Origin of the sequence: Tabrizicola sp. (genome assembly GCF_030694085.1) — a bacterium.
In the GTDB taxonomy this organism is placed as follows: domain Bacteria; phylum Pseudomonadota; class Alphaproteobacteria; order Rhodobacterales; family Rhodobacteraceae; genus Tabrizicola.
In genome coordinates, this window is the sequence record NZ_JAUXZE010000072.1 from 1 (window position 1) to 25,568 (window position 25,568).

The window sequence follows — 25,568 nt, forward strand, 5'->3', positions numbered from 1 at the left end:
AAGAGACACCTCACTCAAAACGATACCAATACCGGTCCGATCAGTCCCGGACAAACCCTGGCGCGGGGTGGAGCAGCCCGGTAGCTCGTCAGGCTCATAACCTGAAGGTCACAGGTTCAAATCCTGTCCCCGCAACCAAAAAACTTCGCTTATCAAATGCTTACACGCCGCACTCCGGGGCGGCGTTTGCGTTTCCAACACCCGTGGAAGCACTGTGGAAGCAAGAGGGGCCGAAGTCCTTCATACCGCTTCGTAAATCGGTGCCTGCGATGACCGTTGCTTTCAGTGCGGCTCGATCGGGATCATCGCATCGATACCGGCCGGAATCCCGCTTCCAAAGGCGAGCTCTCGAACATCGACCGCGACGACATCCAGTACCGGCCGCTCTTCGGTCATGAGCACGAACTCGGTGATCCTTCCAGGCGGGCAGTCCCTCGAGGCCGGGTAAAAGAGCCCGAGTCGCTTGCAGCGGTAGCGACTGGCGTAGGCGTTCATCTGATACGCGTCGCCGCTCGAGACGCCGGAGTTTGCTTCGCCGAGATCGAGGCGATTCCATTTTGCATCGAGAATGGCAACGGTCTCAACTTTGCTCTGAATGGTGATGTCGGGGCGCAGCTGGAAGCCCGCCGCGAGGTTTTTCACAGGGCTCTGAATTCCTCGTTATGAACGAGGGACGGCCGGGGGGCAGGTCACACCAAATGATCTTGATTAGATCACCACGCAAGCGCTGCAACTGGCGCCTTCGCCTCCGTGACGATCTCCACCGGCAGAAAGCGCACGACATCGGACGCGGCAGCATCCGCAAACCGGGGATCGCGCAGCCAAGAAAAGACCAGATTGGCGTTCACATCATACCGCCGCGCAACCTGGCTCACCGACACGCCCGGCACACGCGTCTGCCCGCAGATCATCCGCTTTTCGTCGTCAGACCAGACCCGACGCTTCGTCACAAGCAACCCCGATAGTGTCCATTATCCGATAGTGGACACTATCCGCTACGCAGTGGCACCGGCAGAGCAGTCAGGCCGGACGGTTACGGAACATGCGAAAACCGCAGAAGAGCGCGATCACTCGAGATGGAGGCTGATCTCCAATTGGGCAAGCAGCTCAGGCGCGATCTCGTCCCGCACCTGAGCCAGCAAAGCGAGAAGATCATCCTGCCGCGGTTGCCCCAACGCCAGCCGATACTGCGCCACTGAACGGTGCAGCAAGGATAGCCGCGTCCCTTCACGGCTGAAAGGGAGCGCCAGGATATGGCGCTTTACCTTGGTGGGCCCGTTCAGCACCCAGAGGGGCTACAGATCGCCGGTTCGCTCAGCGTTTCGGTGCGCGGCGCTGAACATGTCTGCCCAAGGATCGGCCGTATGCCCGCCCGGCGCAGTCGCTTTCTCTCGTTTGAATGGTATTCCCGTCCTTGCAACTCTGCCGCAGTATTCCCATGTGATTGCCGACGAACGCGCGCGGCTCTCTTTTTCGCGCAGAGACATGCACCTGTTCGACAGGGAGTCGGGCAAGCGGATTGAGATCTGACCACGGTTTGCCGCCCCGACCAGGCGGCTAAGCAGTGGCAACTTGCAGGTGCGTGGAAATTTGGATTGAGGCTGCAACTTTCTTGAAACGAGGGCAGAGGCGCAGGCGATGATGAAGAAGTCACGAAAGGGTTGGGCGGCGGCAAGCTGTGTTTTCCTTGCGACGTCGGTCGTAACACCGGACGCACAGGCACAAGAACGTCTGCTGACCGTGGCCGCGACGGACGTGGAGGAGGTGGATGCTTTGAGAAGATTCAACGTCTATCTGACCGGATACACATACTGGGACAACACACCACCCGGCTCGGCCGAGATTGCCCGACCGGTTCTGCGCAACAAGGCAGGCGGTACCGGAACCTGGCAGAGCCCGATCACCATCGCCGTCGGCCACAGGATCGAGAACGGTCGCCAGACGCTTGACTACCCGGCTGGCACGCGGTTCTACCTGCCGCGATTGCAGAAGTATGCCATCGTCGAGGATGTGTGCGGCGACGGCGCGACCCCGCAGAACGGGCCCTGCCATTCCGGATACAACGGACACCCGTGGCTGGACATCTGGATCGGCGGCAAAGGCGTATCCGCCGCCGAGGCCGACGAATGTGCGCGCCGCATCACGGCGGTCCAGCCGATCATCCTTGATCCTCCAAGGAATCTTCCGGTTCAAAAGGGCGAAATCGTCGGCAGTGGCTGCAAGGTTTACGGCTAGCAGTACTTGGCCGAGTCGCTCAGGGAGTTGGTTTTTCCACTCGGCCAAGTCGGATCAGCTTGCCCCAGCTCGCGATGCGGCCGGATAATGCCAATCCGACGGCGCGATAGACCGTGATGTACAGCAGCGGCCGGTAGACCAGGCGCTGAAGTGGCGTAAGCAGAACAAGCGACCACTGCTCGCGACGGTCGAAGCCGAAGGCAGTCAAGGCCACCAGAAGATCAAGCAGCGGGAGCGCGATCCAGCCGGCAAGCACCCAAACTGATACGACATCGGCCTGAATGGGCAGCCCCTGTGCGAAACCGATGGCAAACTTGATCAGCACGCCCGCCACCACTGCGTCGACGAACGGTGCGATCAGGCCAAGCAGAACACCCGTCAGCCAAAGATCGGGGATCGAGAACAGCCCAACGCCCTTGGCCGTTCTAGCGGAACGGCGGTGTTTCCAAGCAGTCTGCATCATCCCGAATGACCAACGAAGCCTCTGCTTCATGAAAGCACGTAGCGTCTCGGTGGCATTGGTGGTGCAGGTTGCCCTCTCCTCAAAAACCACGCGGTACCCGGCCCGAATGACCGCGATCGTCAGATCGGCGTCTTCGGTCATGGTGTCGGAGGAATAAAGACCAACCTTGCGCACTGCCTCGACCCGCCAGGCACCGATTGCTCCGGGAACGACCAGCATTGCATTCAGCCGCTCGGCCGCACGGCGGTCGATGCTCTGTGCGGTGATGTATTCCAGTGCCTGAAGCCTTTGCAAAAGCCCGCGGCGATTGCCGACCTTCACAGTGCCTGCAACCGCACCCACCCGAGGATCCCCGAAGTGATCGGCTAGAAGCCTGACCGCCTCGGCATCAAGGATCGCGTCCGCATCGACCGCGACGACAACCTCGGCCTGAAGCGCAGCGTAAGCAGCGTTGAGCGCACTCCACTTTCCGCCATTTGCCTGCTGGATCAGGTGGACACGGGGATCGTCGCCGAAATCGCGCTGCACGATTGCTGCCGTGTCGTCGGTGGATCCGTCATCAACGACGATCACTTTGAAGTTCTGATAGTCACTGGCGAGAGCAGCCTTGATCGCGTCGGAAATCACCAACTCTTCATTGTAGGCCGGGATGACGATTGCCACGGCGACATGAGGTTCGCCAGATGGTTGGGAATGGCGACGTCTTAGCAAAGCCAAGGCCAGGACCAACAGCGTCCGGCCAACACCAAAGGCAATCGCGCCGCCGAAGATCAAGATCAAGCCGTGCCCGACGGTTGCTAGGGTGGCATAATAAGCCCGGTCCAGCGGGGTAAGCATGTCCGCGGCGTAGGGCATCACTTCGTCCGGCGACAACCCGATGAAGCTTGAAAGCGGAACGAAGCCATAGCCTTTTGCCCGTAGCCGCTCGATCAACAGGGGGACCGCGGCGGCGGTCTCGGACCGATCCCCGCCCGCATCGTGCATGACAATGACCTGACCACCGCCTTCCGTGAGGTTGTTCATCACGTATTCGACAATTTCCCCGGCGGTCATCTTCTCCCAGTCGCGCGGGACGATGTCGCCCCCGGCCACCACAAGCCCGGTTTCCTCGACAACGAGATGCTGCTCGGCTTCGCTTCGGGTCATCGGACCTTCACTCCGCCCGTACGGCGCGCGGAAAAGGTATGTCGTGCGCCCTGTCACACCGGCCAGCAACCGCTGAAGCGCGTTCAGTTCCAGCCGCATGCGCTCGGCCCCGGTTGCGGTTTCGTCTGGATGGAAGAACGTATGTGAGCCGACCTCGTGGCCCTCGTCGATCATGCGGCGGACCAGGTCGGGATATTTCACCACATTTGCGCCGATCACGAAAAACGTGGCAGGAACCTTCTGCTCCTTCAGTGTGTCAAGAATTTCGGTCGTGTAGGGATCATCCGGACCGTCATCGAAGGTAAGCGCCACGGCCCTTCCCTCCAGCGCACCAAACCGTTCAACCGTGAACGGCAGGGGGATCGCGTCGTAGGTCAGGCCGGTGATGTAGCCAGTTACAGGATCGCGAGAGAACCTGCGTAGGCCCGCAGCGGCACGCCCGATGACCTTGCGAAAGGGTCCGCTTCCCACGTAGCTCACGACATCCGGGAACGAGACCGCTTCCACCTGCGCTGCAGGGATCAGCCCTGGGCCTCGGGCGAACAGATCCCAGGCTGCAGGGTCTTCCTGACCAACAGACCACAGAATGTTGCCCGAGGCGCCTTTCCTGGTCAGGGAAAGCAACTGGTTGTTAAAGGTGACTGCATCCAGAAGCCAGATCTCGGACGCCTTGCCCTCTGCATTCGCGAACGTGATGCGCGTGTTGAGCGAGGCCTCATCCACGGCAATGGTGGCCTTGTGGGCCGACGCAAGACGCATGGCCTCGGCAAACGGCAGGTTTATCGTCCCGCTGGTGCCTTCGGTCCACATGTAGCCGAACGATCCAAGTGCGACCCTCAGTTTCCCTGTCCCCGTGGCCGCGATGGCGTCCCCGATCAGGGTGTCGAACCAGTCTTGCGGCGCGAGCGGACCGGGCGGAGCGTCCCGATCAGGTTCGCGAAATGCCCGTAGAACGACAGAATCCACCGCGTCGATCAGCCTGGCATCCCGCCAGAGCGGACCTTCCGCGTCCGCCAAAAGACATGTCGTCACATCCGGGGCCAGATCGGCGCGCAATTCTGCCAGCAAGGTTTGCAGCCCTGCTAGATGCCCGAACTCGAACTGGTAGGGGTAAAGGCAAAGGCCCGACGCACCACTACCTGCAACCTGCGCCGTCAAGGCTCCAATGATACGCGCGCGCGCATCCGGGTTGTCCAGGACCGAAGGAGTCACTCCGTCGATCGGCGGCAAAGGGAACATCGCGACCAGCTCGATCCCGGGGGGCGGCGCATCACCTGTCAGGTCGCGCACTGCAGAATCGAGTGACGGCTTGTCCAGCCAGTCGACTGTCTGAGCTGCGGCATCGATCGCCAGTGCCTCGACCAGTAGACCGCTGATCTCTACACAGTTCTTCGCGCGAGTCGTTGACGACAGATCCGCCGCACTTCTTAGATATGCGACACTGGCGCCTCTGGCGGTGCGCGAATTGGATTCCAGACTGCCGGGGCAAGCCGCTTCAGTCAGCAGTGCCCCCGGGTGTGCAACGACATCCGTTGCAGCCGAACCTTGGCGGATCCCCTCCAGCTTGGCGCTTTTTGGCAGGATATCCAGGTAATAGATGCCAAGCGCGACGGTTGTCAGCCAGGCCAGAAGCGCAAAAGCGGAAATCGCAGCAATGATCTTCAGCCAGTGTCCACGACGCTGCCGCACGTCCAGAAAGACCGGATGGCGCTTGCGGGAACGCGTTCTGGTCCTTTCCTTTGCCATTTTTGTGCCAGTTCCCTGCAACCTGTTCAGATTGCCAGCTGCTTTCGCCCGTTGCCAGACCTGTAGGCCCACTTGAAGGCCTCATTGTGGAATTGACAGGTCTTTCGCAGTCCGCACAGTTGCTCTGTTCGGAAGGGACTTTAACGATGCAGATGAAGGTGAACCGCCGGGGTTTCCTGCAACTCATGGCCCCGCCGCTGTTGCTTCCTGGCACCGCGTTTTGGGTCGCGGCACAGGGGGCCGATGATGCGCTGTTCCTGCTTGTAGACGGCATTGGCCCCGCCACCCCTGCGGACCGGTTGAGTGCCTTTGTCGACCCCTTCCTTGAAGGCGAAGTCCCGATTGGGTTGGTCTTGTCTGCACCCTCGGTGTCCGACCCCGATCTGCCTGTCACCGTTGCAGAGACTCTTCGCCATATGCTTGGGTCAGCTCCTGACATGGTGGAACCCGTGCTTTTCCTCCCGGGCCTGGCCGAGCTGTCCCCCTATTTCCAAAGGCGTGCGACAAGCGAAAGCATGCAATGGCTTTCGAGTTTGTTTGCTGACGCGACGCATCCTCTGCCTCTGACGATAGCAACGGACGCACTCACGCTTACCAATTTTGACGCTCTGCGCTGCCTTGGGATTCGCGCTGTTCTGAACCTTGGCTCGCCGCCACCGGTTTCATCGACCGGATGCGCCAGGCTTACGGTCTGTCTGAATGGCGTCACGACAGTTGCGATAGCCAGCACCTCCGACCCGGCCAGCACGATCAATTCCGCGCTCGACAGGCCGGGGTGGACACAGATCGTCTTTTCTCTTGCCGGGATTGGGCAGGAGTCGGTTGCCGACGTGCGGCTGCGTGGACAACGCGCCGTCGATGCCATCGCCCGCGAACTGGAACGCGGTCGTCGATTCATCGCTCTTCCCCGCGACCATGCCCTCTGGTTCGGAGAGGATCAGTCGCGCTACGTTGCGATACGGCTTGCAGGCATGTCCGACACCAGCGCTGCGGCAAGATCCAGTCTTACGGCCGAGATGAAGGCACTTGGCATCCCCTTTAGCGACACCATCCAGCCAGGTGCCCAGACTGGCGACCAATGGCCCGAGGGCGCCTGCCTGAACCTTTCCACGGCATACCTGGACGGCTCAGACGCCACTGATGTCCCCCGTTCTGCCGGCCCGTTGTGCGCCACATCACTCAGCCCGACCGACAGCCTTCCGCCCGCTATCGCGGCGTCGATCGACCTGCTCGCCGTCCCGGAAGCAAATGCTGCATTCGACGAACGTGGACTTCTGATCCGAGGTGAGACACCCATAGTCGAGGCAGCGATCTTGCTGGAGGACACTGACAGGATGCGCGACGCTATTCTGTCGATCAGATCGGAAGACTACGGGACGCCTGCCGCATATGGGAAAACGCTAGAAATGCTGCGCCGGTTTCAGGCCGACCCGGCGACAAAGCTCGTCGATCTTTCCGGCTTTCTGCGGGCGACGGTCACATCCGACGTGATTTTTGACCTCTTGCGCGGCAGTCGCCACGATGCTGTTGAACCGGCGGACCCCGAACCGCTTTCTGCCGAAGATTGGATGGCCGACGCCCGGCAAGCATGGACCTTCTTTGAACGCTTCTCGAACGCTTCCACCGGGTTGTGTGTCGATACGGCCGATGTTCAGGGCACCGATATGTGGCTGCACCGGGAACTCACGATGTGGGACCTTGGAAGCTTGATTGCTGGCGTCATGGCGGCGCATGAACTTGGCCTGACCCCAGACGCGGTGTTCGTTGCCCGGGCAGAGCAGCTGGTGCGGGCACTTCCGGTTGCGGTGATTGGCGGGCGGCTGCTTCCAAGCGAGGTGATCTCTTCCGAAACAGGCAAGTCACTTTCGAACGATTTCAACGCCTGTGACACTGGACGACTGCTGAGCGTCTTGCGCGAACTCGATGCCCATCCCCTGACACTTGGACTTGCGCAAGAAAAGACAAGGCGGTGGGACCTGGAAAGCGTCGTCGTAGACAAGCACGTCCATTCGGTTGTCCGAGGTGTGCTGCGCGATCGTTTCCGGTCACATTGCGCGCATTATACAGCCCGGGCGTTCAGGGACCGGGGTTTCGACGTCGCCTCCCCATATGAGGTGCCGGACATGCCATCCCAGACGGACCGCGATATGCTGCTTTTGCAGTCGGTGGGCGATCTTGGTGCCCTGGGTGCCGAGCCTCTTCTGTTCGAGGCTCTCGAAATGGGGATGTCCAAGCCTTCAAACCTGCTCGCCTCGGTGCTGTTCAGCGCGCAAAAGCATGGCTTCGAAAGGACCGGCAACCTGTATTGCGCCTCGGAGTCTCCCCTCAATCGTGCGCCGTGGTTCACGTATCAGGGGTTAAACATCTCTGCGGCAGAGGACAGATGGATGGTGACCGCCGCAACTGAAGATGTCAGGTTCGACACGCCAGAATTCAGAGAAGAGACGTCGCTCGTGAACACCAAAGCCGCTTACCTTTGGGCGGCCCACAAGCCTGGCCCTTATTCGACCCTTCTCACAAGGCATGTGCGGATGCGGGCACGACTGGACGGCGTGGGCTTTTCGCCGGGCGTGTTCTTGGCCACGGGCAAAGGCATGTCCGGGTATGCGGATATCAACACCAACGGCGTCGTTCTCGAGGCAATAGCGTTCATCCTGCGCGGTCGCAAACGGCGTCTTGGTTAGGCTCTGGATTCGTCATTCACTCGGCAAGCGATCCGAAGCGGCGCTGCCTCGATGGGGCTCTGTTGCACAAACCTGCTGACGGCCGGACTGCCCCTCTCCCCGGACAGACCTATGCTGCGACCTTTGTGACAGCGATGCCGAGGGAGGTGTAGCCGTTCAGCACGGCAACACGAACCTGGAACTCCGTGACCTGGCCATCGAAGTCCCGGGCCATAAGACGCTGACCCAGCAATTTAACACAGTGCATCTTGGTTTCTACGCGGCTCCGGCGGTGGTAGCCGCTTCGGTCTACTCATAACTTCGAGCTATCGCGCTGGGTTCACAAGATGAATCCCTCACGGGATTTGTGAGACAGAGCCCATCGTCGTCGAAAGTGGGCGGCGCCTGCTGGAACCCGGTGGAGCCGGAGCGCGTCAAGCGGTTCATCGAACGCGCGGTCTGCGGACTCTGACGTTAGGCTGCAAAGCAGGCGCTCGCCTGGACCGCCAGTGACCCGCCCGCTATCCTTTGCGGCGGCGCCAGCACTCGGCGATGTAGGTCGCGGTCATCAGGTCCAGATGCGCCCCGCCGCCGTTCTTGGCGATGGTGATCTCGTCCTCCGACCGGCGGGAATACAGGGCCGGGTCGTCGTAGAAATCGGCAATCACATCGGCCTCGCCGATCGCGCCCGAGGCGATGGGGTCGATCAACTCGCCGATGTGGTGGATCGTGGTGGCGCGGCTGTCCACGAAGATCCGGGCGCGAGCCATCGCATGGTCATCGACCTCACGCATGGCGGGGGTATAGGCACCGATCAGGTCAAGGTGCTGGCCCGGCTGCAGCCAGTCGCCCTTGATCAGGGGAGCCTTTGCCATTGTGGCGCAGCAGATGATGTCGGCGGCCCGCACGGCTGCTTCAAGATCATCGGCGACGGGCAGGCCCATCGCCTCGGCCGTCTTGCGCGTCCGGCTCCAGGTGGTGAAGCGCGCCTCGGGGAAGATGCTGGAATAGGCCTGCACCATGTTCTGCGCGACGACTCCGGCGCCAACCAGCAGGATGTTGCGGCTGTCCTTCCGCGCCAGGCGACTTGCCGACAGAAGACTGTCCCCCGCCGTCTTCCACTTGGTCACAAGGTGGAAGTCGATCAATGCGGTCAGCTCGCCCGTCACGTCGTCGAAGAGGTTGACGATCCCGTTGATCGTGGGCTTTCCCCGGTTCGCGTTGCCCGGAACGATGGTGCCGATCTTGACCAGCGACCCCAGCCCGTCGATCCAGGCCGCGCGGTCCAGCAGTGTGTCGTCGCGGCGATAAAGGAAGATGTCCTGAATCTCGGCCTTGGGCAGCCGGTGTCCTGCCTCCAGCGCCCGGGTAAGGCCCTGCCAGTCCAGAAAGCGCTCTGCATCCTGCCCGATGGTTTCGACGGTCATAACCCTGCTTCCTTTCTGGTCAAAAGCTCTTCGGCCACCAGCCGTTCGGCCCAGCCCTGCCAGCTTTCGAACTGATGCGTGCGCCAGCCCCGGCGGGCGGCGGCGGTGATGTTGTCGGCCCGGTCATCGGTGAACAGAAGCCGGTCAGCCGGCAGACCGCAATCCTCCTCCACCGCCTGATAGATGCGCGGGTCGGGCTTGGAGACCTTCAGTCGGCCCGAGACATATTCGCGGTCGAACTCACCCAGGAAATCCAGCTTGTCGCGGGCTTCGTCATAGGAATAGCTGCCGAAATTGGTCAGGCAGAAGACCGGCACACCCTTGGCCCGCAAGGCCCGAAGAAGCGCGATGGACCCTTCGATGCGGGGACTGGCAAGCTCAATCCAGCGGTCGTACCACAGCCGGATTTCCGGGGCCCAGTCCGGGTGGCGGTCGGCCCAGTCATAGATCGTCTCGCGGAACAGGCCCCCGTCGTCCACCAGCGCGTTCATGCCGTGCAGGTCCACGGCGCCGAACAGGGCTCGGCGGCGGTCTTCGCCCAGAACGCGGTCGTAAAAGGCTTCGGGCTGCCAGCGGGTCAGCACGTTGCCGATGTCGAAGATCACTGCCTCAGGTTGCATCGCCTTCCCGTTTCCGCACGGTTTCCCGCCAGATCACATAAAGGCCGGACCCGCAGATAAGCGCAATCCCTGCCCATGACACCGCGTCGGGGAAAGTCCCGAACACGACAAGCCCCCACAGGATCGCCAGCGGCATCCCGACATATTCGAACGGCGCGATCAGTCCCGCTTCGGAGGTGCGATAGGCCTGCGTCACCATCATCCCGCCGATGCCCACGGACAGCCCGGTCGCCAGAAAGACCGGCCAGTCGTGCAGCGGGGGCCAGATCCACGGGCGGAACAGGAAGGCCCAAAGCCCCTCGTCGGTCGCAAGGTGTCCGTCGCCGACCCAGAGGCCCATGCCAAGACTGACCACGATGAACCCGGCCTGGACGTAGAAGGACAGGGTCATCGCGCTTTCGGTGCCGCCCATGTGCCGCACAAGCAGGTTGCCAGCGGCATACATTACGGCCGAAACCAGGACGAGGAGGGCCGCGGGCTGGATCACCCCCGCGCCGGGGCGCAGCATGACGATCACTCCGACCATCCCGATGATGACCGCCGCCCAACGGCGGGGGCCGACCTTCTCGCCCAGAAAGACGATGGACAGAAGCGTGATGATGATCGGGCTGACATAGGCCACCGCCACGGCATCGGCCAAAGGCAGGGTGGCAAGGCCGACGAAGTAGGTGACGTTCGAGATCATCACGATGACGACCCGCACCAGGTGCATCCGGGATCGGCCGGTGACCAGTTGCGCGAAGCCCCGGTCGGACCAGCCGATCACCGCAAGGATAAAGGCCATCGCCACGAAGGCCCGGATCAGGATCACCTGATGCAGCGCATAGCCGTCCGAAAGGAACTTGATCGAGACGTCGTTGACCGAAAAGATCAGCGTGCCGCCGATGGCGAAAAGGATGCCGGTCAGGGCTTGAGAACGTGCCATGCTGGCAGGTGATCCGGCGGCGCGGGTTCCGTCTGTCCTACCCGCGACATAGGTGCCGCAGGCAGGCGAGGCGAGATGGTCAGGGGTTGGCGGGCGCGGCTGCCGTCAATGCGTCGACCTGCGCTTGCAGGACTGCCCTCTCGGCCTCAAGCCCAGTAATCCTGTCGTTGAGTGCGGCAAGCTCTGCCTGCGCACTTTCGGCGGCCTGCGCGGCATCTGCTTCAAGTGCCGCGACCTTCGCTGCAAGGTCCGCATTTTCGGCTTCAAGAGAGCTGACCTTCTCCAGCATGACTGCTGCATCGGCCTGAACCGTCGCCGCAGCGTCGGTGGCAGCCTTCACAGCCGCCTCGCCCTCGGCCTTCAATGCGGCAAGCTCTGCGGTCAGGGTTGCCCTCTCGGCCTGCAGCGCGGTGACCGCTTCGGTCTTGGCTGCAAGATCCGCACCCAGGGCATTGCCCTTCTGGCTGGACTGGTAGGCGAAGAACCCCAGGATCGCCGCCACCACGACCAGCACCATTGTCAGCAGATTCCGCATCGTCACACCCCCCGTGTTTGCACCGACGCTACCCGCAACCCCGCCTGCCGCACAACAGGCAAGCGAACAGGCCCCGCGCCTTGCCCGCTCGCGGTAGGCGGGGACGAGCAGTCCACGACGTCACAGAAAGGTCAGCCGGGCGCCGCGAAGACCTGCACCCAGTAGTACCGCAGCGGGGCCGAGTTGCCCCGGATCGGCCGGTCGTCCGCCTGGTAGACCACCGCTATCCCGGTCTCCGTCATCCGGCAGTTCAGCATGTTGCGCCGGTGGCCCGCACTTTTCAGCCAACTTGTGACTGCCTGCATCGCCGTCCGCTGCCCCGCCGCGATGTTCTCTGCGGCGGTGCGGTAGCTGTAGCCCTGCCGCTTGATCCTGGAGGAAAACTTGCTGCCATCCTTTCCGGCATGTCCGAAGAAGTTCTGCTCGGCCATTGCGGCGGCGTGGGCCTTCGCAGCTGCCGTCAGCCGGGGATTCAGCCGCAACGGCTGGCATCCCGCCTTGGCCCGGGCGGAGTTAACCGCCGACAGGACCGTCTCGGCCGGGCTGAGTGCCGCAGCGGGCGATCCCGCGACCGCAAGTGCAAGGAACAGGGCCTTAGCCCAGGAAAGCCTGCGCATGGAACGACACATGGTCCTCCATGAAGGTCGAAACGAAGAAATAGCTGTGATCATAGCCCTTCTGCATACGGAACGTGCCACCCTGTCGCGCCAGGGCCATCGCTTCGGCCAGAGCTTCAGGGCGGAGTTTGTCGAGAAACTGGTCGGCCGTCCCCTGGTCGATCAGCATCGGGCCGTCGAATCCCCGGCGCCGCATGAGCAAGGTCGCATCATGTGCAGCCCATGACGACTCGTCAGGTCCGAGATAGGCAGAAAATTGCGGACGGCCCCAATCGCTCGCGGTGGGGTTGCAGATCGGCGCGAAGGCCGAGACCGACTTGAAGCGGCCTGGAAAGCTCATCGCGATGGTTAGCGCACCGTGGCCACCCATCGAATGGCCAGTGATCCCCTGCACCTCCTCGGCCAGCGGGAAAGCGTTGAACAGGACGCGGGGCAGGTCCTCGGTGATGTAGTCCCACATTCGGAAATGCGGTGCCCAAGGGGTTTGCGTGGCGTTCAGATAGAACCCAGCCCCCTGCCCAAGGGCGAAATCCGCGTCGTTCGCCACACCTTCGCCGCGCGGCGAGGTGTCGGGAAAGCAAAGCGCGATCCCGGCTTCCGCCGCCCATCGCTGCGCCCCCGCCTTGATCATCGCGTTCTCGTGCGTGCAGGTCAGACCCGACAGGAACCACAGAAGTGGCACCGCCCCCTCCTCGGCCTGCTGCGGCAGGAAGAGCCCGAAGGTCATGTCGCAGCCGGTTGACTGGGAGGCATGGGTGTAGACCCCCTGGACACCGCCGAAGGCACGGTTTTCGGAGATGGTTTTCATAAGTAGCCCCCCTGGCCGATCAGGGCGATCGCGGCTGTCACGGTCAGAACCGACCCGGCGGTCGACAGCAGGATCGCAGTGGAAACCCGTTGTGGCGCAACGCGGTAGTGCTGCGCCAGGATGAAGACATTGCCCGCCACCGGCAAGGCTGCGGCGGCGATCATGACGCCGGCTTGGTAGCCCGTGACCCCAAAAAGCCAGCAGGCCCCCGCCACCGCAAGCGGGTGCAGGATCAGCTTTGAGAACGACAGCCAGGCTGCGACCTCGACCCGTTCCGCCGAGCGCCCCGCCAGCGAGGCTCCGATGGCGAAAAGGGCGCAAGGGGTGGCGGCAGCGCCCAGAAGGGTCAGGAATTCGTTGACCGGGACCGGCAGTTGCAGTCCGGTCGCGCCCCAGAGGATGCCAAGGCCGACCGAGACGATCATCGGGTTCTTCGCCAACCCCATGCCCAGGATGCCGAAGGTCTGTGCGCTGACCCGGCCAGCCCGGAGGCCGGTGATCACCATGGTCAGGATCGAAGAGAAGACAATGAGGTCGACCGCCAGCACCAGCAGAACCGGTCCCACGGCCTGCGGTCCCAAGAGCAGCGCCAGCATCGGGATGCCCAGAAAGCCGACGTTGCCGATGACCCCGGTATGCGCCTCGAACACGGCCTCTTCCTGGCTGACGCCCCGTGAAAGGGCGACTGCGGCCACGATCAGCCAGACGGCCGTGGTGGCAAGAAGATAGGCGAAAACGAAGGGCCAGCTGAAGATCGCGGACACGTCCAGGTTCGCGGCAAAGCCGAACAGCATGGCCGACAGCGCGAAATAGAAAACGAAGCGCGTAAGGTAGGCCGTCGCCTCCTCGGAGAAGAACCGGGTGCGCCCGGCCAGGTAGCCGACCCCGATCAGGGCAAAGAACGGCAGTGTCTTCAGAAAGATCGCCAGCATGACGCCCGTGGTGTCACGGGTGGGAGGGAAGGGCAAGGTCGGTGGGCGGGAATCGGCGGTTCTTCCGGTACACCGTCACAGTATCTCGAAACATTCGCACGCGACGATGTGGCAAAAGCAGGGCAAGCCCCAGCCCCATTCCCAGGGGCCGGACCGTGTAACTGTTTCCACATCTTGCGCCAATCAAGGGGCCTGGAGGCATATCTTCCGAAATTCGGCGGCTTGCAGGCACCAGTCACAATCCACGAACGCACGCGATTGTGGCGAAAAACGACCGGAAACCCTTCACGTTTTGGCCCAACTCATTGGTTACACGTGAAGAACCGCAGGTCCTTCATGGGGGCAAGATGGACGCGGGTATGGGTGATTAATGATGACCGCTGCTGCGCGCAAGTTTGACTCTGTCGATCTGGGGACCACAGCCGACGAGCTGGCCCCAGGGACGAAGCTGCTTTTCGGACAATTCACCATTGAGTCATTCGTCAACAGCGGTGGCTTCGGGATCGTGTATATCGCGCGCGACTCGCTGGACCGGCAGGTGGTCATCAAGGAGTGTTTCCCCTCGACCTTCTGCCGCCGGATCGGCAGCACGGTCGGCGCGCGGTCGCGGGCACAGCAGGACGAATTTCGCGCTTCGGTGAAAAGCTTCATGCAGGAAGCGGTGACGCTTTCGCAGCTGAACCATCCCAACATTATCAAGGTCCATCACGTCTTCGAGGACAATGAGACCGCCTATATGGCGATGGACTACATTGACGGACCGGACCTGTTGCAGACGGTCGAGGGCACGGCGCGACCGCTGACACCGAAAGAGATCGTGTCGTTCCTGCACACGATGCTGGATGCGCTGGGCCATGTGCACGAACGCGGACTTCTGCACCGCGACATCTCGCCTGACAACATGATCCTGAACAAGGCCTCGGGCCAACCGATCCTGATCGACTTCGGTGCCTCGCGGAAGGAAGTGACGCGGAAAAGCCGGGCTCTTTCGGGCCTGCGCGTGGTCAAGGACGGCTATTCCCCGCAAGAGTTCTATGTCAGCGGCAGCAAGCAGGCGCCCTGCAGCGATCTTTATGCGCTGGCCGCCAGCTTCTACCATCTGATCACCGGCGAGACGCCAAAGACATCGCAAGAGCGGCTGTCGGCCATAGCCGGGCGCGAAGGGGATCCGCTGCGCCCGCTGGCTGGCCGGTTCAAGACCTATCCGCGCGGTTTTCTCGATGCCATCGACAAGGCAATGGCGATCTTCCCGCGCGACCGGCTGCAGTCCGTTGACGACTGGCGGTCGATGCTTACCGGGGATGCCGCCCGTCCGGTCTCGGAACCCGTGGTCCCTGCGGCTTCGGTCGCCCGGGCGGTCTCGGCGCCGCCTCATGCCGACGTGGCACCCGCGGCCCTGCCGCCTGTTGCCCCACAGCAGGCCAAGGCTCCCAGTGTCCCGGTCGCACCCGAACCCGCAGTGGCGGCCAGCCCGGCCCCCATCGTGGTGATCCAGGCCCCGCGCAATGTACGCGATTTCCTGATGTCCTCGGCAGCAGCGGTCTTGTTGCTGGTCGGGCTCCTGTCGCTGCCCAACCTGCTGAGCCGCGGGACCGACGGCGTCGCCCTGCCCGCAACAGCGTCCACTTCCCCAACCGAAACGCTGGCCTTGGTCGTGCCGACTCCAGCTGAACCGGCCCCGCGCGCCGACGAGCTTTTGCCGGTCACCAATGTTCTGCGATTGCCCGGCGGCTATACCTTCGACGTGGTCGAGACGCCGACCGCAACGCAGACCGTGGTTTCCGAACTGCCGGCCGAGTTGCAAGGCTCGATCCAGGTGGGTGACATCCTGCTGGTCTATGCCCCCACGGGCGAGACCTTGGCTACCGCGACTGCGCTGCGGGCGATACTTCAGCGCGAGTTTGCAAATGGAATCACAACTTACAGTTTTGTAGTTCGCCGTGGTGACAGTACAGTGGAAGCAGAGTTCCGGCTTGGGGTGGCCGGCTGACTGCCGTTGCCGAAACACGAAAACGGGGAGACAAAGCCTTGAAGTTCCTTCGCACGATCTTTCGCGAGAATGACGAGACCGGCCATGCCGCTGGTCCGGTGGAAACCGGTCCCGACCCCGTGATGGCCGCACTGGCCGAGCTTGAGGTTAAGCGCCTGCGCGAAGCGCTGGCCGCAGCTTCACCGCCCCCGGCCCTGGAACCCGAGCCCGAGGCGACGTCCCCTACGACAGTCGCTCGTCCTAGCCGGGTCGTGAAGGCCAAGGCCTCGTTGCCCGAAGGCGTCACCCTGCCGAGTCGCGGCATCTGGGATCTCGAAGATGATGATACCCCGAAGCCCGCCGCCGAACCCGCTGTTTACGCAGACCCACCGCGCCGACCGACCCGGACCAAGACCCGTGTCCTTGGCTTCGAAGCGCAACCCACTGCTGTCGTCCCGCTGTTCGATGGCATCGAGTCGCCTGCCATCGCCCCCGCTACACCGGCACCGGGCAAGGGCTATGCGATGTTCCCCGCAGGTTGGCTGGTGGTCAAGGACGGCCCCGGCAAGGGCGCGTCGTTCGCGCTAAGCCAAGGTATCTCGCAGATCGGGCGGGGTTCCGATCAGACCATATCGCTGGACTTCGGTGACATGGCGATATCGCGCCAGAACCATGCCGCGATTGCCTACGATCCTGACACACACGCGTTCTATGTGGGTCACGGCGGCAAGTCGAACCTGGTGCGGCTGAATGGCCACCCGCTACTGGCCACCGAGACTGCCGCCGATGGCGACGAGATCCAGATCGGTGAAACGACGTTGGTGCTGAAAGTCCTGTGTTCGCCCGAATTCAACTGGTCATCTTTCGAGGCCGAAGGAGACGGGCATGATATGGCGATCGCGTGAACCCCGCTACGATGTCGCCTCGGGTATCAGCCAGGGCGCGCGTGACTATCAGGAAGACGCCATCACGGCCGACTTTCCAGTCGGGGCCGAGGCTGGCTTCGTGGTGCTGGCCGACGGGATGGGGGGCCACGCCGCAGGCGATGTCGCCTCGAAGATCGTCCTGACCGAGGTCTACTCCGAACTGAAGTTCCATTTCGCCAACGTCGCATCGTTCGAGGCCCGCGCGCCCGAGATCCTGCGCGGGGTCGCCGACCTGGCGAACGAGACCCTGCGTCATCATTCGCGGACCCATCCCGAGACCAGCGGCATGGGGGCCACTCTTGTCGTTCCCGCTCTGGTCGAGAACCGGCTCTGGTGGATATCGATCGGAGATTCTCCGCTATACCTCTTCCGCAATGGCAAGCTTAGCCAGCTGAACGAGGATCATTCAATGGCGCCGCAGATCGACCTTATGGTCCAGGCGGGCCTCTTGGACGCCGAGACTGCCGCGTCCCATCCCGACCGCAACTGCCTTGTCTCGGTGCTGATGGGGGCGAAAGTGGCAAAGATCGACTGCCCGTCGCGGCCGTTCGAGCTGAAGGCGGGCGACATCGTGGTCTGTTCCTCGGACGGCTTGCAGTACCTGACCAACACCCAGATCGAGAAGGTACTCGCCCGCTACCGCAAGTCCCGGTCGACTGAGATCGCGGAACGGCTGCTGGAAGAACTGGTTCGACTGGACGACCCCGACCAGGACAACATCAGCTTCACAGTGATCAAGGTGAACGATGCCTCGGTCAGGCCCCAGCACGACCGTCCTGAGCGAGAGGCCCTTGCGGTCACCACCCGGCCCCGTCGACTGACGACCGTGGTCGCCGAGCCGGTCCTGGTGCCGCTTCCCGTGGCCGAACCGCCGCACCGGCCAGCACCGGAAGCCATCGTCGATGGTGCGACAGAACCGACTCCGACCGAGGCTGATCCCGAATCCCTGGAGGCGCGACCGCTGGTCATCCCCCGCAGGATCGCTGCCCTCGGCTAGGCCTTAGCGGAAGATGCTCATGATCTGGTCCAGCGGCTTCTTCCGCTTGGCCACAGCCGGGACTGTGGCCGTCTCGGCTGGATAGCCCACCGGCAGGATCATCACTGACTTTTCATGGTCCGGTCGCCCGCACAACGGCCCAAGGAATTTCATCGGGTTAGGGGTGTGCTCCAGGCAGACCAGCCCCGCATGGTGGATCGCGGTGATCAGCATCCCCGTCGCGATGCCCACGCTTTCCGGGACGTAGTAATTCTTGTAGCGCGCGCCATCCTCGGTCATCCCGTAGCGCTGCGCGAAGACGACTATCAGCCACGGGGCATCGGTCAAGTGCGGCTTCGAAACGCCGGTCCCGATGGGTTCCAGGGCCGACAGCCATTCGTCCCCCGCGCCGCCCTGGTAGAAGGCACGTTCCTCCTCCTCGGCCCCATCGCGGATGCGGGCTTTCATGGCAGGATCGCTGATCGCCACGAAATGCCAGGGCTGATGGTTCGCCCCTGACGGCGCCGTGCCAGCCGCCGCGATACAGGCTGCGATCACCGCCTCTTGCACCGGACGTTGGGAATAGTCGCGCACCGAATGGCGCTTCTTCATGTAGTCCCGGAACCGCTCTACCGAGGCCAGCGCCGCATCGTCGTCCAGTTGCACCCGGTCAGGCAACTGCAGCGGCTGATAGCTGACCTCACCCTTGCGATACATCACCCGCCCCCGATCAACACCCCCGCAGCAAAGACCAAGGCACCGCCAAGGACGACCTGCAAGGCCGCGCGGAGGAAGGGTGTCTCCATAAAGCGGTTCTGGATCCAGGCGATCGCCCAAAGCTCCACGAAAACCACAATCATCGCAATGGTGGTGGCAGTCCAGAAATCTGGGATCAGATAGGGGAGGGCGTGGCCAAGGCCGCCGATGGTGGTCATCACGCCCGACGCGATACCACGCTTCAGCGGCGAGCCGCGGCCCGAAAGCACCCCGTCGTCATGCGCGGCCTCCGTGAAGCCCATCGAGATACCTGCACCCACGGACGCCGCCGTGCCCACAAGGAATGTGGTCCAGGTGTCCTGTGTCGCGAAGGCTGTGGCGAAGATCGGGGCCAGGGTCGACACCGAACCGTCCATCAACCCCGCCAGTCCCGGCTGCACCCAGGTCAGGATGAACTGCCGCTTGGCGGTCTGGTTCTCTTCGTCCCGCGCGTCTTGCGGCAGGTGCGTCTCTTCAAGCCGCTGGGCGTGGCGTTCGTGCCCGGCCTCGGCCGCGGCAAGGTCGCCCAGCAGTTTGCGGGTCGCCGCGTCCTGAGTGCGGGCGGCGGCGCGCAGGTAGAAGTCATGCGCCGTCTTTTCCATCGTCGCCGCCTCGCCGCGCATCACCTCCAGCGAAAGGTTCTGCGACAGCCAGATCGGGCGGCGGGCATAGAATCCCGCGACATGCTCACGCCGCAAGAGCGGGATCACCTCGCCGAACCGCGTCCGGTGCAGGTCAATCAGGCGCTGGCGGTGGCCGTCCTCTTCCACTGCCATCCCGTCGAAGACGGCCGCCGAGGCGGGGTAATCAGAGCGCAGACGCTCGGCAAAGCTGCGGTAGATGCGGGCGTCGTCCTCTTCCGAGGAGATCGCCAGCGCCAAGACCTCCTGCTCGGTCAGATCGCTGAAACGGCGGCGGAAGGTCAGGGCAGAGAGCACGGCAGGCACCTTAGTTTGGAATAGTTCTAATCTATCTCACCAACAGGCGGCTGCAACGGCATAATCTGAACTTTGGAGTTTACTTTCTGCTTGCCGAAATGAACTCTCCGGTTTAGCTTCAAATCTGTACTGTGGAGTTCAAAATGGAGATCACGATGACCCGATTCGCCCTTGCGCTTGCCACTGGCCTTGCCTTCGCAGCCCCCGTGGCAGCGGACTCGCTGACGGTCCTGCTGCCGAGGCTGACCTTTCCGACTGAAACCGTCACGACTTCGACCAAAGGCTGCGAAGCCCCCAAGACCCAGACCACCTGCCAGCTGGCCGAGTGACCCCTGCGCTTGCCGCGCCGGATCGCGATGGTCTATGGTCCCTTGCGGGGGATGCGATGAACGCCATTCAGGATCACGGAGTCCGGCGCGGCCGGAAGTTCGACCAGGTGCTAGACGGCGCCCGGAAGATCTTCATGCGCGACGGGTTCGAGCGCGCCTCGGTCGACGACATCGCGCGCGAGGCGGGCGTCTCGAAGGCCACCATCTACGCCTACTTCCCCGACAAGCAGCTTCTGTTCCTGGAAGTCGCCCGGTGCGAATGCCATCGCCAGACCGAAGAGGCCGAGGCGATGGTCGAAGGCGATGCGCCGGTGCGGATTGCACTGACCATCGCGGCCGAACGGATCGTGGCCTTCCAGCTGTCGGACTTCGGTCAGCGCATGTTCCGCATCGTGGTGGGCGAAGGTGAGCGTTTCCCGGGGCTTGGCCGCCAGTTCTACGATTTCGGACCGGGACTTATCCACCAGCGGCTGGTGCATCACCTGGGGTGCTATGTTGCAAACGGTCAGTTGAAGATCGACGATCTTGACCTGGCCGCCGACCAGTTTGCGCAGCTTTGCAAAGCGACGATCCACGAAAAGCTGATCTTCGGGATGACCGAGACGATCACGCCTGAACTGGCGCACCGGTCCGTGCATGGCGCGGTGGACATGTTCCTCGCCCGCTACGGGTCCACCGCCTGACGTCTGGCGCAAAAGTTTTCGAAAACTTTTGCAAAATCCTTCGAAGGATTTTGACTCAGCCGTTCTCGCGCAGCACTGATCCCGCAAGATAGAGCGAGCCGCATATCAGCACCCGTGCTTCCGGAGACGTAGCGGCGATTGCGGACAGCGCTTCGGCCACCGACCCGGCCGTAAGCGCATCGATCCCGACCGACAGCGCTGCATCGCGGCTGACTTCTGCCGGAAGAGTGTTCTTCTCGCCCGGGATCGACACCGCGTGCAGACGCGTTACCTGCGGTGCCAAGAGGCGCATGTAGCCGGTCACGTCCTTTGTATTCAGCATCCCGCAGATCAGATGCGTCTCGCGTTTCGGCATCCGCGCCAGCGTCGCTGCCACCGCCTCGCCCCCCGCCGGGTTGTGGCCGCCGTCAAGCCAAAGCTCCACCTGCGGTGCCATGTCCACCAGCGGCCCCTGCCGCAGCCGCTGCATACGGGCGGGCCAGAAAGCGCGGGTCACGGCTGCCTCGCAGGCCGCTTCGGGCTTGCCCAGCAGCCGAAGTGCGGCAATCGCCGCGCCGGCATTCTGCACCTGGTGCGGGCCGGGCAGGTTCGGCAGGGGCAGGTCGAGCAGCCCGTTCTCGTCCTGATAGATCAGCCGCCCGCGTTCTTCCCAGACATTCCAGTGCTGGCCAAAGACCCAGAGTGGAGCGCCCAGAGCCGCCGCCTTTCCTTCGATCACCGCCAGACCGTCGGGGTCCTGCGGCCCGACGATGCAAGGAACACCGCGCTTGATGATCCCGGCCTTTTCGCCCGCTATCCGGGGCAGCGTATCGCCCAGGAAGGATTCGTGGTCCATCGAGACCGGGGTGATGATCGTCAGCCGGGGCTTTTCGACCACGTTCGTCGCATCCAGACGTCCGCCGAGGCCGACCTCAAGCAAGGTCCAATCCGCCTTCGTCCGCGCAAAGGCCAGGAAGGCCGCGCAGGTGGTGATCTCGAAGAAGGTGATCTCGTCCGGCCCGTTCACCCGCACACATTCGTCCAGCAGAGCTGTCAGCGCGGGTTCCGAGATCAGCTCTCCCGCCAGCCGGATGCGTTCATGGAACCGTGCGAGGTGCGGCGAGGTATAGGCGTGGACCGTCTCGCCACCTGCCTCCAGTCCCGCCCGGATCATCGCCTGGGTCGAGCCCTTTCCGTTCGTCCCTGCGATATGGATCACGGGGGGAAGCGACCGCTCCGGGTTTCCCAGCGCGGCCAGCAGCCGGTCGACGCGCGCCAGGGTCAAGTCGATGACCTTGGGGTGCAGCGTCATCATCCGTTCCAGGATGACGTCAGAGCCTTGTGTCATGATCAGGCGCTCGCCTCGGCTTTGCCGACAGCGGGCGCTTCGACCGGAGCGGGCAGATCACCCTTGATCGCCGGGGGTAGGCCGGTCAGCATCCGCACCAGGGTGACCAGTTCGTCCTTCATCGCTTTGCGGTGAACGACGCGGTCCAGCATACCGTGGTCCAAGAGGTATTCCGCGCGCTGGAAGCCTTCCGGCAGCTTCTCACGGATGGTTTGTTCGATCACCCGGGCGCCGGCAAAGCCGATCTGGGCGTTGGGCTCGGCAATCTGCACGTCGCCCAGCATGGCATAGCTGGCCGTGACACCCCCCGTCGTTGGGTGGGTCAGCACGACGATATAGGGTAGGCGCGCTTCCTTCAGCATCTGCACCGCGACAGTGGTCCGCGGCATCTGCATCAGGGACAGCATCCCCTCCTGCATCCGGGCCCCGCCCGAGGCGCTGAACAGGACCAGCGGGCGCTTCAGCTTCACCGCCCGCTCGGCCGCTGCAATGATCGCGTTGCCGACATACATGCCCATCGACCCAGCCATGAAGCTGAAATCCTGCGCGGCGGCAACGATGGGCGTGCGATTTATCTCACCCTCGGCCACCAGCATGGCGTCCTTCTCGCCGCTGGCCTTCTGCGCCGCCTTGATCCGGTCGGTGTATTTCTTCTGATCGCGGAAATGTAGCGGGTCCACCACCGGGTCGGGCACCTTGACCTCGGTGAATATTCCGCCGTCGAACAGCGCACCGAACCGTTCGCGCGGGCTGATCGCCATGTGGTGTTCGCAATTGCTGCAGACGTTCAGGTTCGCCGCCAACTCGCGGTGGAACAGCATCGTCCCGCACTCTGGACATTTGGTCCAAAGATTCTCTGGCACCTCGCGGCGCGAGAAAAGCGAGTTGATCTTCGGACGGACGTAGTTGGTGATCCAGTTCATGCGCGCCTGCTGCCCTTTGGGTCAGCCTTGGAAATAAGCCGGAGGGCCGGCAAATGCAATCAGCGGTGATCCGCCGGGCGCGGCGAAACTTTCCCGGCCCGGCCCCGTTCCTTCTGCATCGAACCGGAGGATCGCAATGCCGCAAGGCCCGCTTGTCTATAGCCAAAAACTGCTGACCCGGATCACGCATTGGGTTTGGGCCGTCAGCCTGTTCTTCCTGATGCTGAGCGGCCTGCAGATATTCAACGCCCATCCCAGCCTGCATATCGGGCAAGAGGTCGGCTTCGCCTATGACAACGCCATCCTTCAGATCGGCGCGCAGCAGAAGGGCGAAGCCCTGCGCGGCGTGACGCGCGTTCTGGGGGTCGAGTTCGACACCACGGGCGTTCTTGGCGTCTCGAACGGCGAGGCACGCGCCATCCCGGCGGCGCTGACCATCCCGTCCTATCAAAGCCTTGCGACGGGCAGGGTGATCCACTTCTTCTTCGCCTGGGCGCTGGTGGGGGCGCTGACCCTCTGGCTGGTGGTCTCAGGTCTGAACGGCCACATGCGCCAGCTGATCCCCACTTTGGCGGACCTGAAGGCCCTGCCGCAGGACATTGCCGACCATGCCCGCCTGCTGTTCCACCACACAGGAGAGTACGGCGTCCTGCAGAAGCTGGCCTATGCCTCAGTCCTGTTTGTCGCCCTGCCGCTGATGATCCTGACCGGCCTGTCCATGTCCCCCGGCTTCAACGCCGCAGCGCCCTGGCTGCTGGATCTGTTCCAGGGCCGCCAGACAGCGCGCACGATCCACTTCCTGACCATGCTTGCCCTGATCGGCTTCTTTGCAGTCCACATGGCGATGATCCTGCTCGCCGGTCCCTTCAACGCGCTTCGGTCGATCACGACCGGCTGGTATCGCACCGATGAGGCTCCCCATGATTGACCGACGCCAATTCCTTCTCGGCGGGGCCGCACTGGCGCTTTCCGGCTGCAAGGTCTTCGACGGCGCCGGAGCCAGCGACAGCGCCTTGCGCAAGCTGTTCGCCAGCCACGAGGGCCTGACCCAAAGCGCCCAGCGCGCCTTGATCGGGGATCGCCTTGCCCCCGAATTCTCCGAGACTGACATCCGCCAGGGGATGCGTCCGAACGGTTCAACCGATCCCGCCAGCAGGGACTATCGCGGTCTGGCCGCAAATGGCTTCCACGACTACCGGCTGACCGTCACTGGCCTGGTCGACCGCCCACAGAGTTTGTCACTCACCGACCTCACCGCGCTCCCTCCGCGCACCCAGATCACCCGGCATGACTGCGTCGAAGGGTGGAGTTGCATAGCCAAATGGCAGGGCGCGCCGCTTGGCACGGTCCTGACATTGGCAGGCCCGAAGCCTACCGCCCGTTATGTCGTCTTTCACTGCTTCGACGCCATCGAGCGCAGCCTTTCGGGAGAGGTCTTCTACTATGAGAGCATCGACCTGATCGATGCCTTCCATCCCCAGACGATCCTGGCCTACGCCATGAATGGCGCGGCCCTTCCGGTGGCCAACGGCGCGCCTTTGCGCCTGCGGGTCGAACGGCAGCTGGGTTACAAGATGGCGAAGTATGTCCATACCATTGCACTGACCGACAGCCTGGCTTCTTTGGGATACGGCAAGGGCAGCTATTGGGCCGACCGGGGTTATGAATGGTACGCGGGGATCTAGACGGACCGCTCGTCGTCGACTGTGTCGCTCCTCGCTGGGCGGACCGTCACCGACGAGAAGACGAAGTCGCACGAGGAGGCGACCCGCAGACTCACCCGCAGACTCACCCCCAGGTCGGGTGGAACTTTCCAGAAGGGGAGAGGGTGAAGATCTCGCAACCCGTGGCCGTGACGCCCACCGAATGTTCAAACTGCGCGGACAGCGACTTGTCGCGGGTGACGGCCGTCCAGTCGTCGGCCAAAACCTTTGTCTCCGGGCGACCCAGGTTCACCATCGGCTCGATCGTGAAGAACATGCCTTCCTCCAGCACCGGCCCCGAACCTGGGCGGCCATAGTGCAGCACATTTGGTGGAGCATGGAACACCCGACCAAGCCCGTGGCCACAGAAATCACGCACGACCGACATGCGCTGCGCCTCGACGTAGGTCTGGATCGCATGTCCGATGTCGCCAAAGGTGTTGCCCGGTTTGACCGCCGCAATCCCCCGCATCAGACCTTCGTGCGTGACTTCAATCAGCCGCTCGGCCTTGCGGGCAAGCTGCCCGGCAACGTACATCCGGCTCGTGTCGCCATACCAGCCATCGACGATCACCGTGACGTCGATGTTCAGGATGTCGCCGTCCATCAGCACCTTCGCGCCCGGAATCCCGTGGCAGACCACGTGATTTACGCTGATGCAGGAGGCGTGCTTGTAGCCCTTGTAGCCAATGGTGGCCGAGGTGACACCACGACGCCTGATCTCATCGGTGATGAAGTCGTCGATGACCGCCGTGGTGGTTCCCGCCACCACCAGCGGGGCGACCGCATCCAGGATTTCCGCGGCCACGCGACCGGCGGTGCGCATGCCGACGAAGTCCGCATCTTCGTAGATGCGGATGCCATCCTTGGTAATCCGGGCACGTATGTCGTCCAACGGCAGTCTCCTTGGGCAATACATAA

General features: G+C 63.0%; 25 protein-coding genes, 1 tRNA gene and 1 pseudogene. 10 read left to right on the forward strand and 17 right to left on the reverse strand.

Translation table 11 applies throughout. The annotated features are described in order from the left end of the window. Positions 1-61 precede the first annotated feature (61 nt). Positions 62-138 (forward strand) — tRNA-Met (locus tag Q8M85_RS16510). 144 nt (positions 139-282) lie between these two features. Here the strand turns inward: Q8M85_RS16510 and Q8M85_RS16515 are convergent. The 3 genes from Q8M85_RS16515 to Q8M85_RS16525 all read right to left on the reverse strand — a co-directional run bounded on the left by Q8M85_RS16515 (position 283) and on the right by Q8M85_RS16525 (position 1,211). Beyond that, positions 283-642, reverse strand: coding sequence for a hypothetical protein (locus tag Q8M85_RS16515; protein ID WP_305546587.1), 360 nt, complete (start codon positions 640-642; stop codon positions 283-285). A 71-nt stretch (positions 643-713) separates the two neighbouring features. Then, entirely contained in the window at positions 714-950 is a 237-nt protein-coding gene (locus Q8M85_RS16520) for a transposase (RefSeq protein WP_305546589.1), read from the reverse strand. Positions 951-1,067: 117 nt separating this feature from the next. After that, the gene (locus tag Q8M85_RS16525; RefSeq protein ID WP_305546591.1) at positions 1,068-1,211 is read right to left on the reverse strand and encodes a hypothetical protein; all 144 of its coding nucleotides are present in this window, start codon (positions 1,209-1,211) and stop codon (positions 1,068-1,070) included. 430 nt (positions 1,212-1,641) lie between these two features. On the opposite strand from Q8M85_RS16525, the gene Q8M85_RS16530 reads away from it, so the two are divergent. Continuing rightward, positions 1,642-2,235: a hypothetical protein gene (locus tag Q8M85_RS16530; RefSeq protein WP_305546593.1), complete on the forward strand. Its 594-nt coding sequence runs from the start codon at positions 1,642-1,644 to the stop codon at positions 2,233-2,235. 19 nt (positions 2,236-2,254) lie between these two features. Here Q8M85_RS16530 and Q8M85_RS16535 read toward each other — a convergent pair whose 3' ends face one another. Next, a complete protein-coding gene (locus tag Q8M85_RS16535; protein WP_305546595.1) occupies positions 2,255-5,590 on the reverse strand; it encodes a polysaccharide deacetylase family protein in 3,336 nt (1,111 codons plus the stop codon). Between the two features lie 86 nt (positions 5,591-5,676). Here Q8M85_RS16535 and Q8M85_RS16540 point away from each other — a divergent pair, with 86 nt between their 5' ends. Further along, positions 5,677-8,274 (forward strand): DUF3131 domain-containing protein, encoded by a 2,598-nt coding sequence (locus Q8M85_RS16540; RefSeq protein ID WP_305546597.1) that lies wholly within the window; start codon positions 5,677-5,679, stop codon positions 8,272-8,274. Between the two features lie 109 nt (positions 8,275-8,383). On the opposite strand, the pseudogene Q8M85_RS16545 reads toward Q8M85_RS16540, so the two are convergent. From Q8M85_RS16545 to Q8M85_RS16580, 8 genes and pseudogenes are all read right to left on the reverse strand, one after another. After that, a pseudogene (locus Q8M85_RS16545) lies at positions 8,384-8,557 on the reverse strand (IS5/IS1182 family transposase); the annotation flags it as partial. Between the two features lie 217 nt (positions 8,558-8,774). Beyond that, entirely contained in the window at positions 8,775-9,680 is a 906-nt protein-coding gene (locus Q8M85_RS16550; RefSeq protein ID WP_305546599.1) for an ornithine cyclodeaminase family protein, read from the reverse strand. Then, a complete protein-coding gene (locus tag Q8M85_RS16555) occupies positions 9,677-10,300 on the reverse strand; it encodes an HAD family phosphatase (RefSeq protein WP_305546601.1) in 624 nt (207 codons plus the stop codon). Before Q8M85_RS16555 ends, Q8M85_RS16550 begins: the two co-directional genes overlap by 4 nt. After that, positions 10,290-11,225 carry a DMT family transporter gene (locus Q8M85_RS16560; protein WP_305546603.1) on the reverse strand — a complete coding sequence of 312 codons (936 nt, stop codon included), beginning with the start codon at positions 11,223-11,225 and terminating at the stop codon, positions 10,290-10,292. Before Q8M85_RS16560 ends, Q8M85_RS16555 begins: the two co-directional genes overlap by 11 nt. A gap of 79 nt (positions 11,226-11,304) precedes the next feature. Next, complete coding sequence (locus Q8M85_RS16565; protein ID WP_305546605.1) at positions 11,305-11,760, reverse strand: hypothetical protein; 456 nt, start codon at positions 11,758-11,760, stop codon at positions 11,305-11,307. A 131-nt stretch (positions 11,761-11,891) separates the two neighbouring features. Next, on the reverse strand, positions 11,892-12,377 hold the full coding sequence (locus Q8M85_RS16570) for a CAP domain-containing protein (protein ID WP_305546607.1): 486 nt from the start codon (positions 12,375-12,377) through the stop codon (positions 11,892-11,894). Further along, positions 12,355-13,185, reverse strand: coding sequence for an S-formylglutathione hydrolase (gene fghA, locus Q8M85_RS16575; RefSeq protein WP_305546609.1), 831 nt, complete (start codon positions 13,183-13,185; stop codon positions 12,355-12,357). The genes Q8M85_RS16570 and fghA overlap by 23 nt, the downstream gene beginning before the upstream one ends. Then, on the reverse strand, positions 13,182-14,117 hold the full coding sequence (locus Q8M85_RS16580; protein ID WP_305546611.1) for an AEC family transporter: 936 nt from the start codon (positions 14,115-14,117) through the stop codon (positions 13,182-13,184). Before Q8M85_RS16580 ends, fghA begins: the two co-directional genes overlap by 4 nt. Positions 14,118-14,490: 373 nt before the next feature. On the opposite strand from Q8M85_RS16580, the gene Q8M85_RS16585 reads away from it, so the two are divergent. The 3 genes from Q8M85_RS16585 to Q8M85_RS16595 are packed head-to-tail and all read left to right on the forward strand — an operon-like array spanning position 14,491 to position 18,009. Beyond that, a complete protein-coding gene (locus tag Q8M85_RS16585; RefSeq protein WP_305546613.1) occupies positions 14,491-16,107 on the forward strand; it encodes a serine/threonine protein kinase in 1,617 nt (538 codons plus the stop codon). Positions 16,108-16,145: 38 nt separating this feature from the next. Beyond that, on the forward strand, positions 16,146-16,991 hold the full coding sequence (locus Q8M85_RS16590) for an FHA domain-containing protein (RefSeq protein WP_305546615.1): 846 nt from the start codon (positions 16,146-16,148) through the stop codon (positions 16,989-16,991). Continuing rightward, positions 16,972-18,009 carry a protein phosphatase 2C domain-containing protein gene (locus Q8M85_RS16595; protein ID WP_305546617.1) on the forward strand — a complete coding sequence of 346 codons (1,038 nt, stop codon included), beginning with the start codon at positions 16,972-16,974 and terminating at the stop codon, positions 18,007-18,009. Before Q8M85_RS16590 ends, Q8M85_RS16595 begins: the two co-directional genes overlap by 20 nt. A 3-nt stretch (positions 18,010-18,012) precedes the next feature. Here the strand turns inward: Q8M85_RS16595 and Q8M85_RS16600 are convergent, their stop codons facing one another. Together Q8M85_RS16600 and mbfA are read right to left on the reverse strand one after the other, a co-directional pair. Then, entirely contained in the window at positions 18,013-18,705 is a 693-nt protein-coding gene (locus Q8M85_RS16600) for a nitroreductase family protein (RefSeq protein WP_305546619.1), read from the reverse strand. Further along, positions 18,705-19,682, reverse strand: a complete 978-nt coding sequence (mbfA, locus tag Q8M85_RS16605) for an iron exporter MbfA (protein ID WP_305546621.1) — start codon at positions 19,680-19,682, stop codon at positions 18,705-18,707. The genes Q8M85_RS16600 and mbfA overlap by 1 nt, the downstream gene beginning before the upstream one ends. 155 nt (positions 19,683-19,837) lie before the next feature. Here mbfA and Q8M85_RS16610 point away from each other — a divergent pair, with 155 nt between their 5' ends. After that, complete coding sequence (locus Q8M85_RS16610) at positions 19,838-20,011, forward strand: hypothetical protein (protein ID WP_305546623.1); 174 nt, start codon at positions 19,838-19,840, stop codon at positions 20,009-20,011. Between the two features lie 56 nt (positions 20,012-20,067). After that, on the forward strand, positions 20,068-20,694 hold the full coding sequence (locus Q8M85_RS16615) for a TetR/AcrR family transcriptional regulator (protein WP_305546625.1): 627 nt from the start codon (positions 20,068-20,070) through the stop codon (positions 20,692-20,694). A 55-nt stretch (positions 20,695-20,749) separates the two neighbouring features. On the opposite strand, the gene Q8M85_RS16620 is transcribed toward Q8M85_RS16615, so the two are convergent. Then, positions 20,750-22,021 carry a folylpolyglutamate synthase/dihydrofolate synthase family protein gene (locus Q8M85_RS16620; RefSeq protein ID WP_305546627.1) on the reverse strand — a complete coding sequence of 424 codons (1,272 nt, stop codon included), beginning with the start codon at positions 22,019-22,021 and terminating at the stop codon, positions 20,750-20,752. 2 nt (positions 22,022-22,023) lie between these two features. Next, on the reverse strand, positions 22,024-22,944 hold the full coding sequence (gene accD, locus Q8M85_RS16625) for an acetyl-CoA carboxylase, carboxyltransferase subunit beta (RefSeq protein ID WP_305546629.1): 921 nt from the start codon (positions 22,942-22,944) through the stop codon (positions 22,024-22,026). 136 nt (positions 22,945-23,080) lie between these two features. Here accD and Q8M85_RS16630 point away from each other — a divergent pair, with 136 nt between their 5' ends. Next, complete coding sequence (locus Q8M85_RS16630; RefSeq protein WP_305546631.1) at positions 23,081-23,872, forward strand: cytochrome b/b6 domain-containing protein; 792 nt, start codon at positions 23,081-23,083, stop codon at positions 23,870-23,872. After that, a complete protein-coding gene (locus Q8M85_RS16635; RefSeq protein WP_305546633.1) occupies positions 23,865-24,629 on the forward strand; it encodes a molybdopterin-dependent oxidoreductase in 765 nt (254 codons plus the stop codon). Before Q8M85_RS16630 ends, Q8M85_RS16635 begins: the two co-directional genes overlap by 8 nt. A 103-nt stretch (positions 24,630-24,732) precedes the next feature. Here the strand turns inward: Q8M85_RS16635 and map are convergent, their stop codons facing one another. Further along, entirely contained in the window at positions 24,733-25,566 is an 834-nt protein-coding gene (map, locus tag Q8M85_RS16640; protein ID WP_305546705.1) for a type I methionyl aminopeptidase, read from the reverse strand. Between the last annotated feature and the right edge of the window lie 2 nt (positions 25,567-25,568).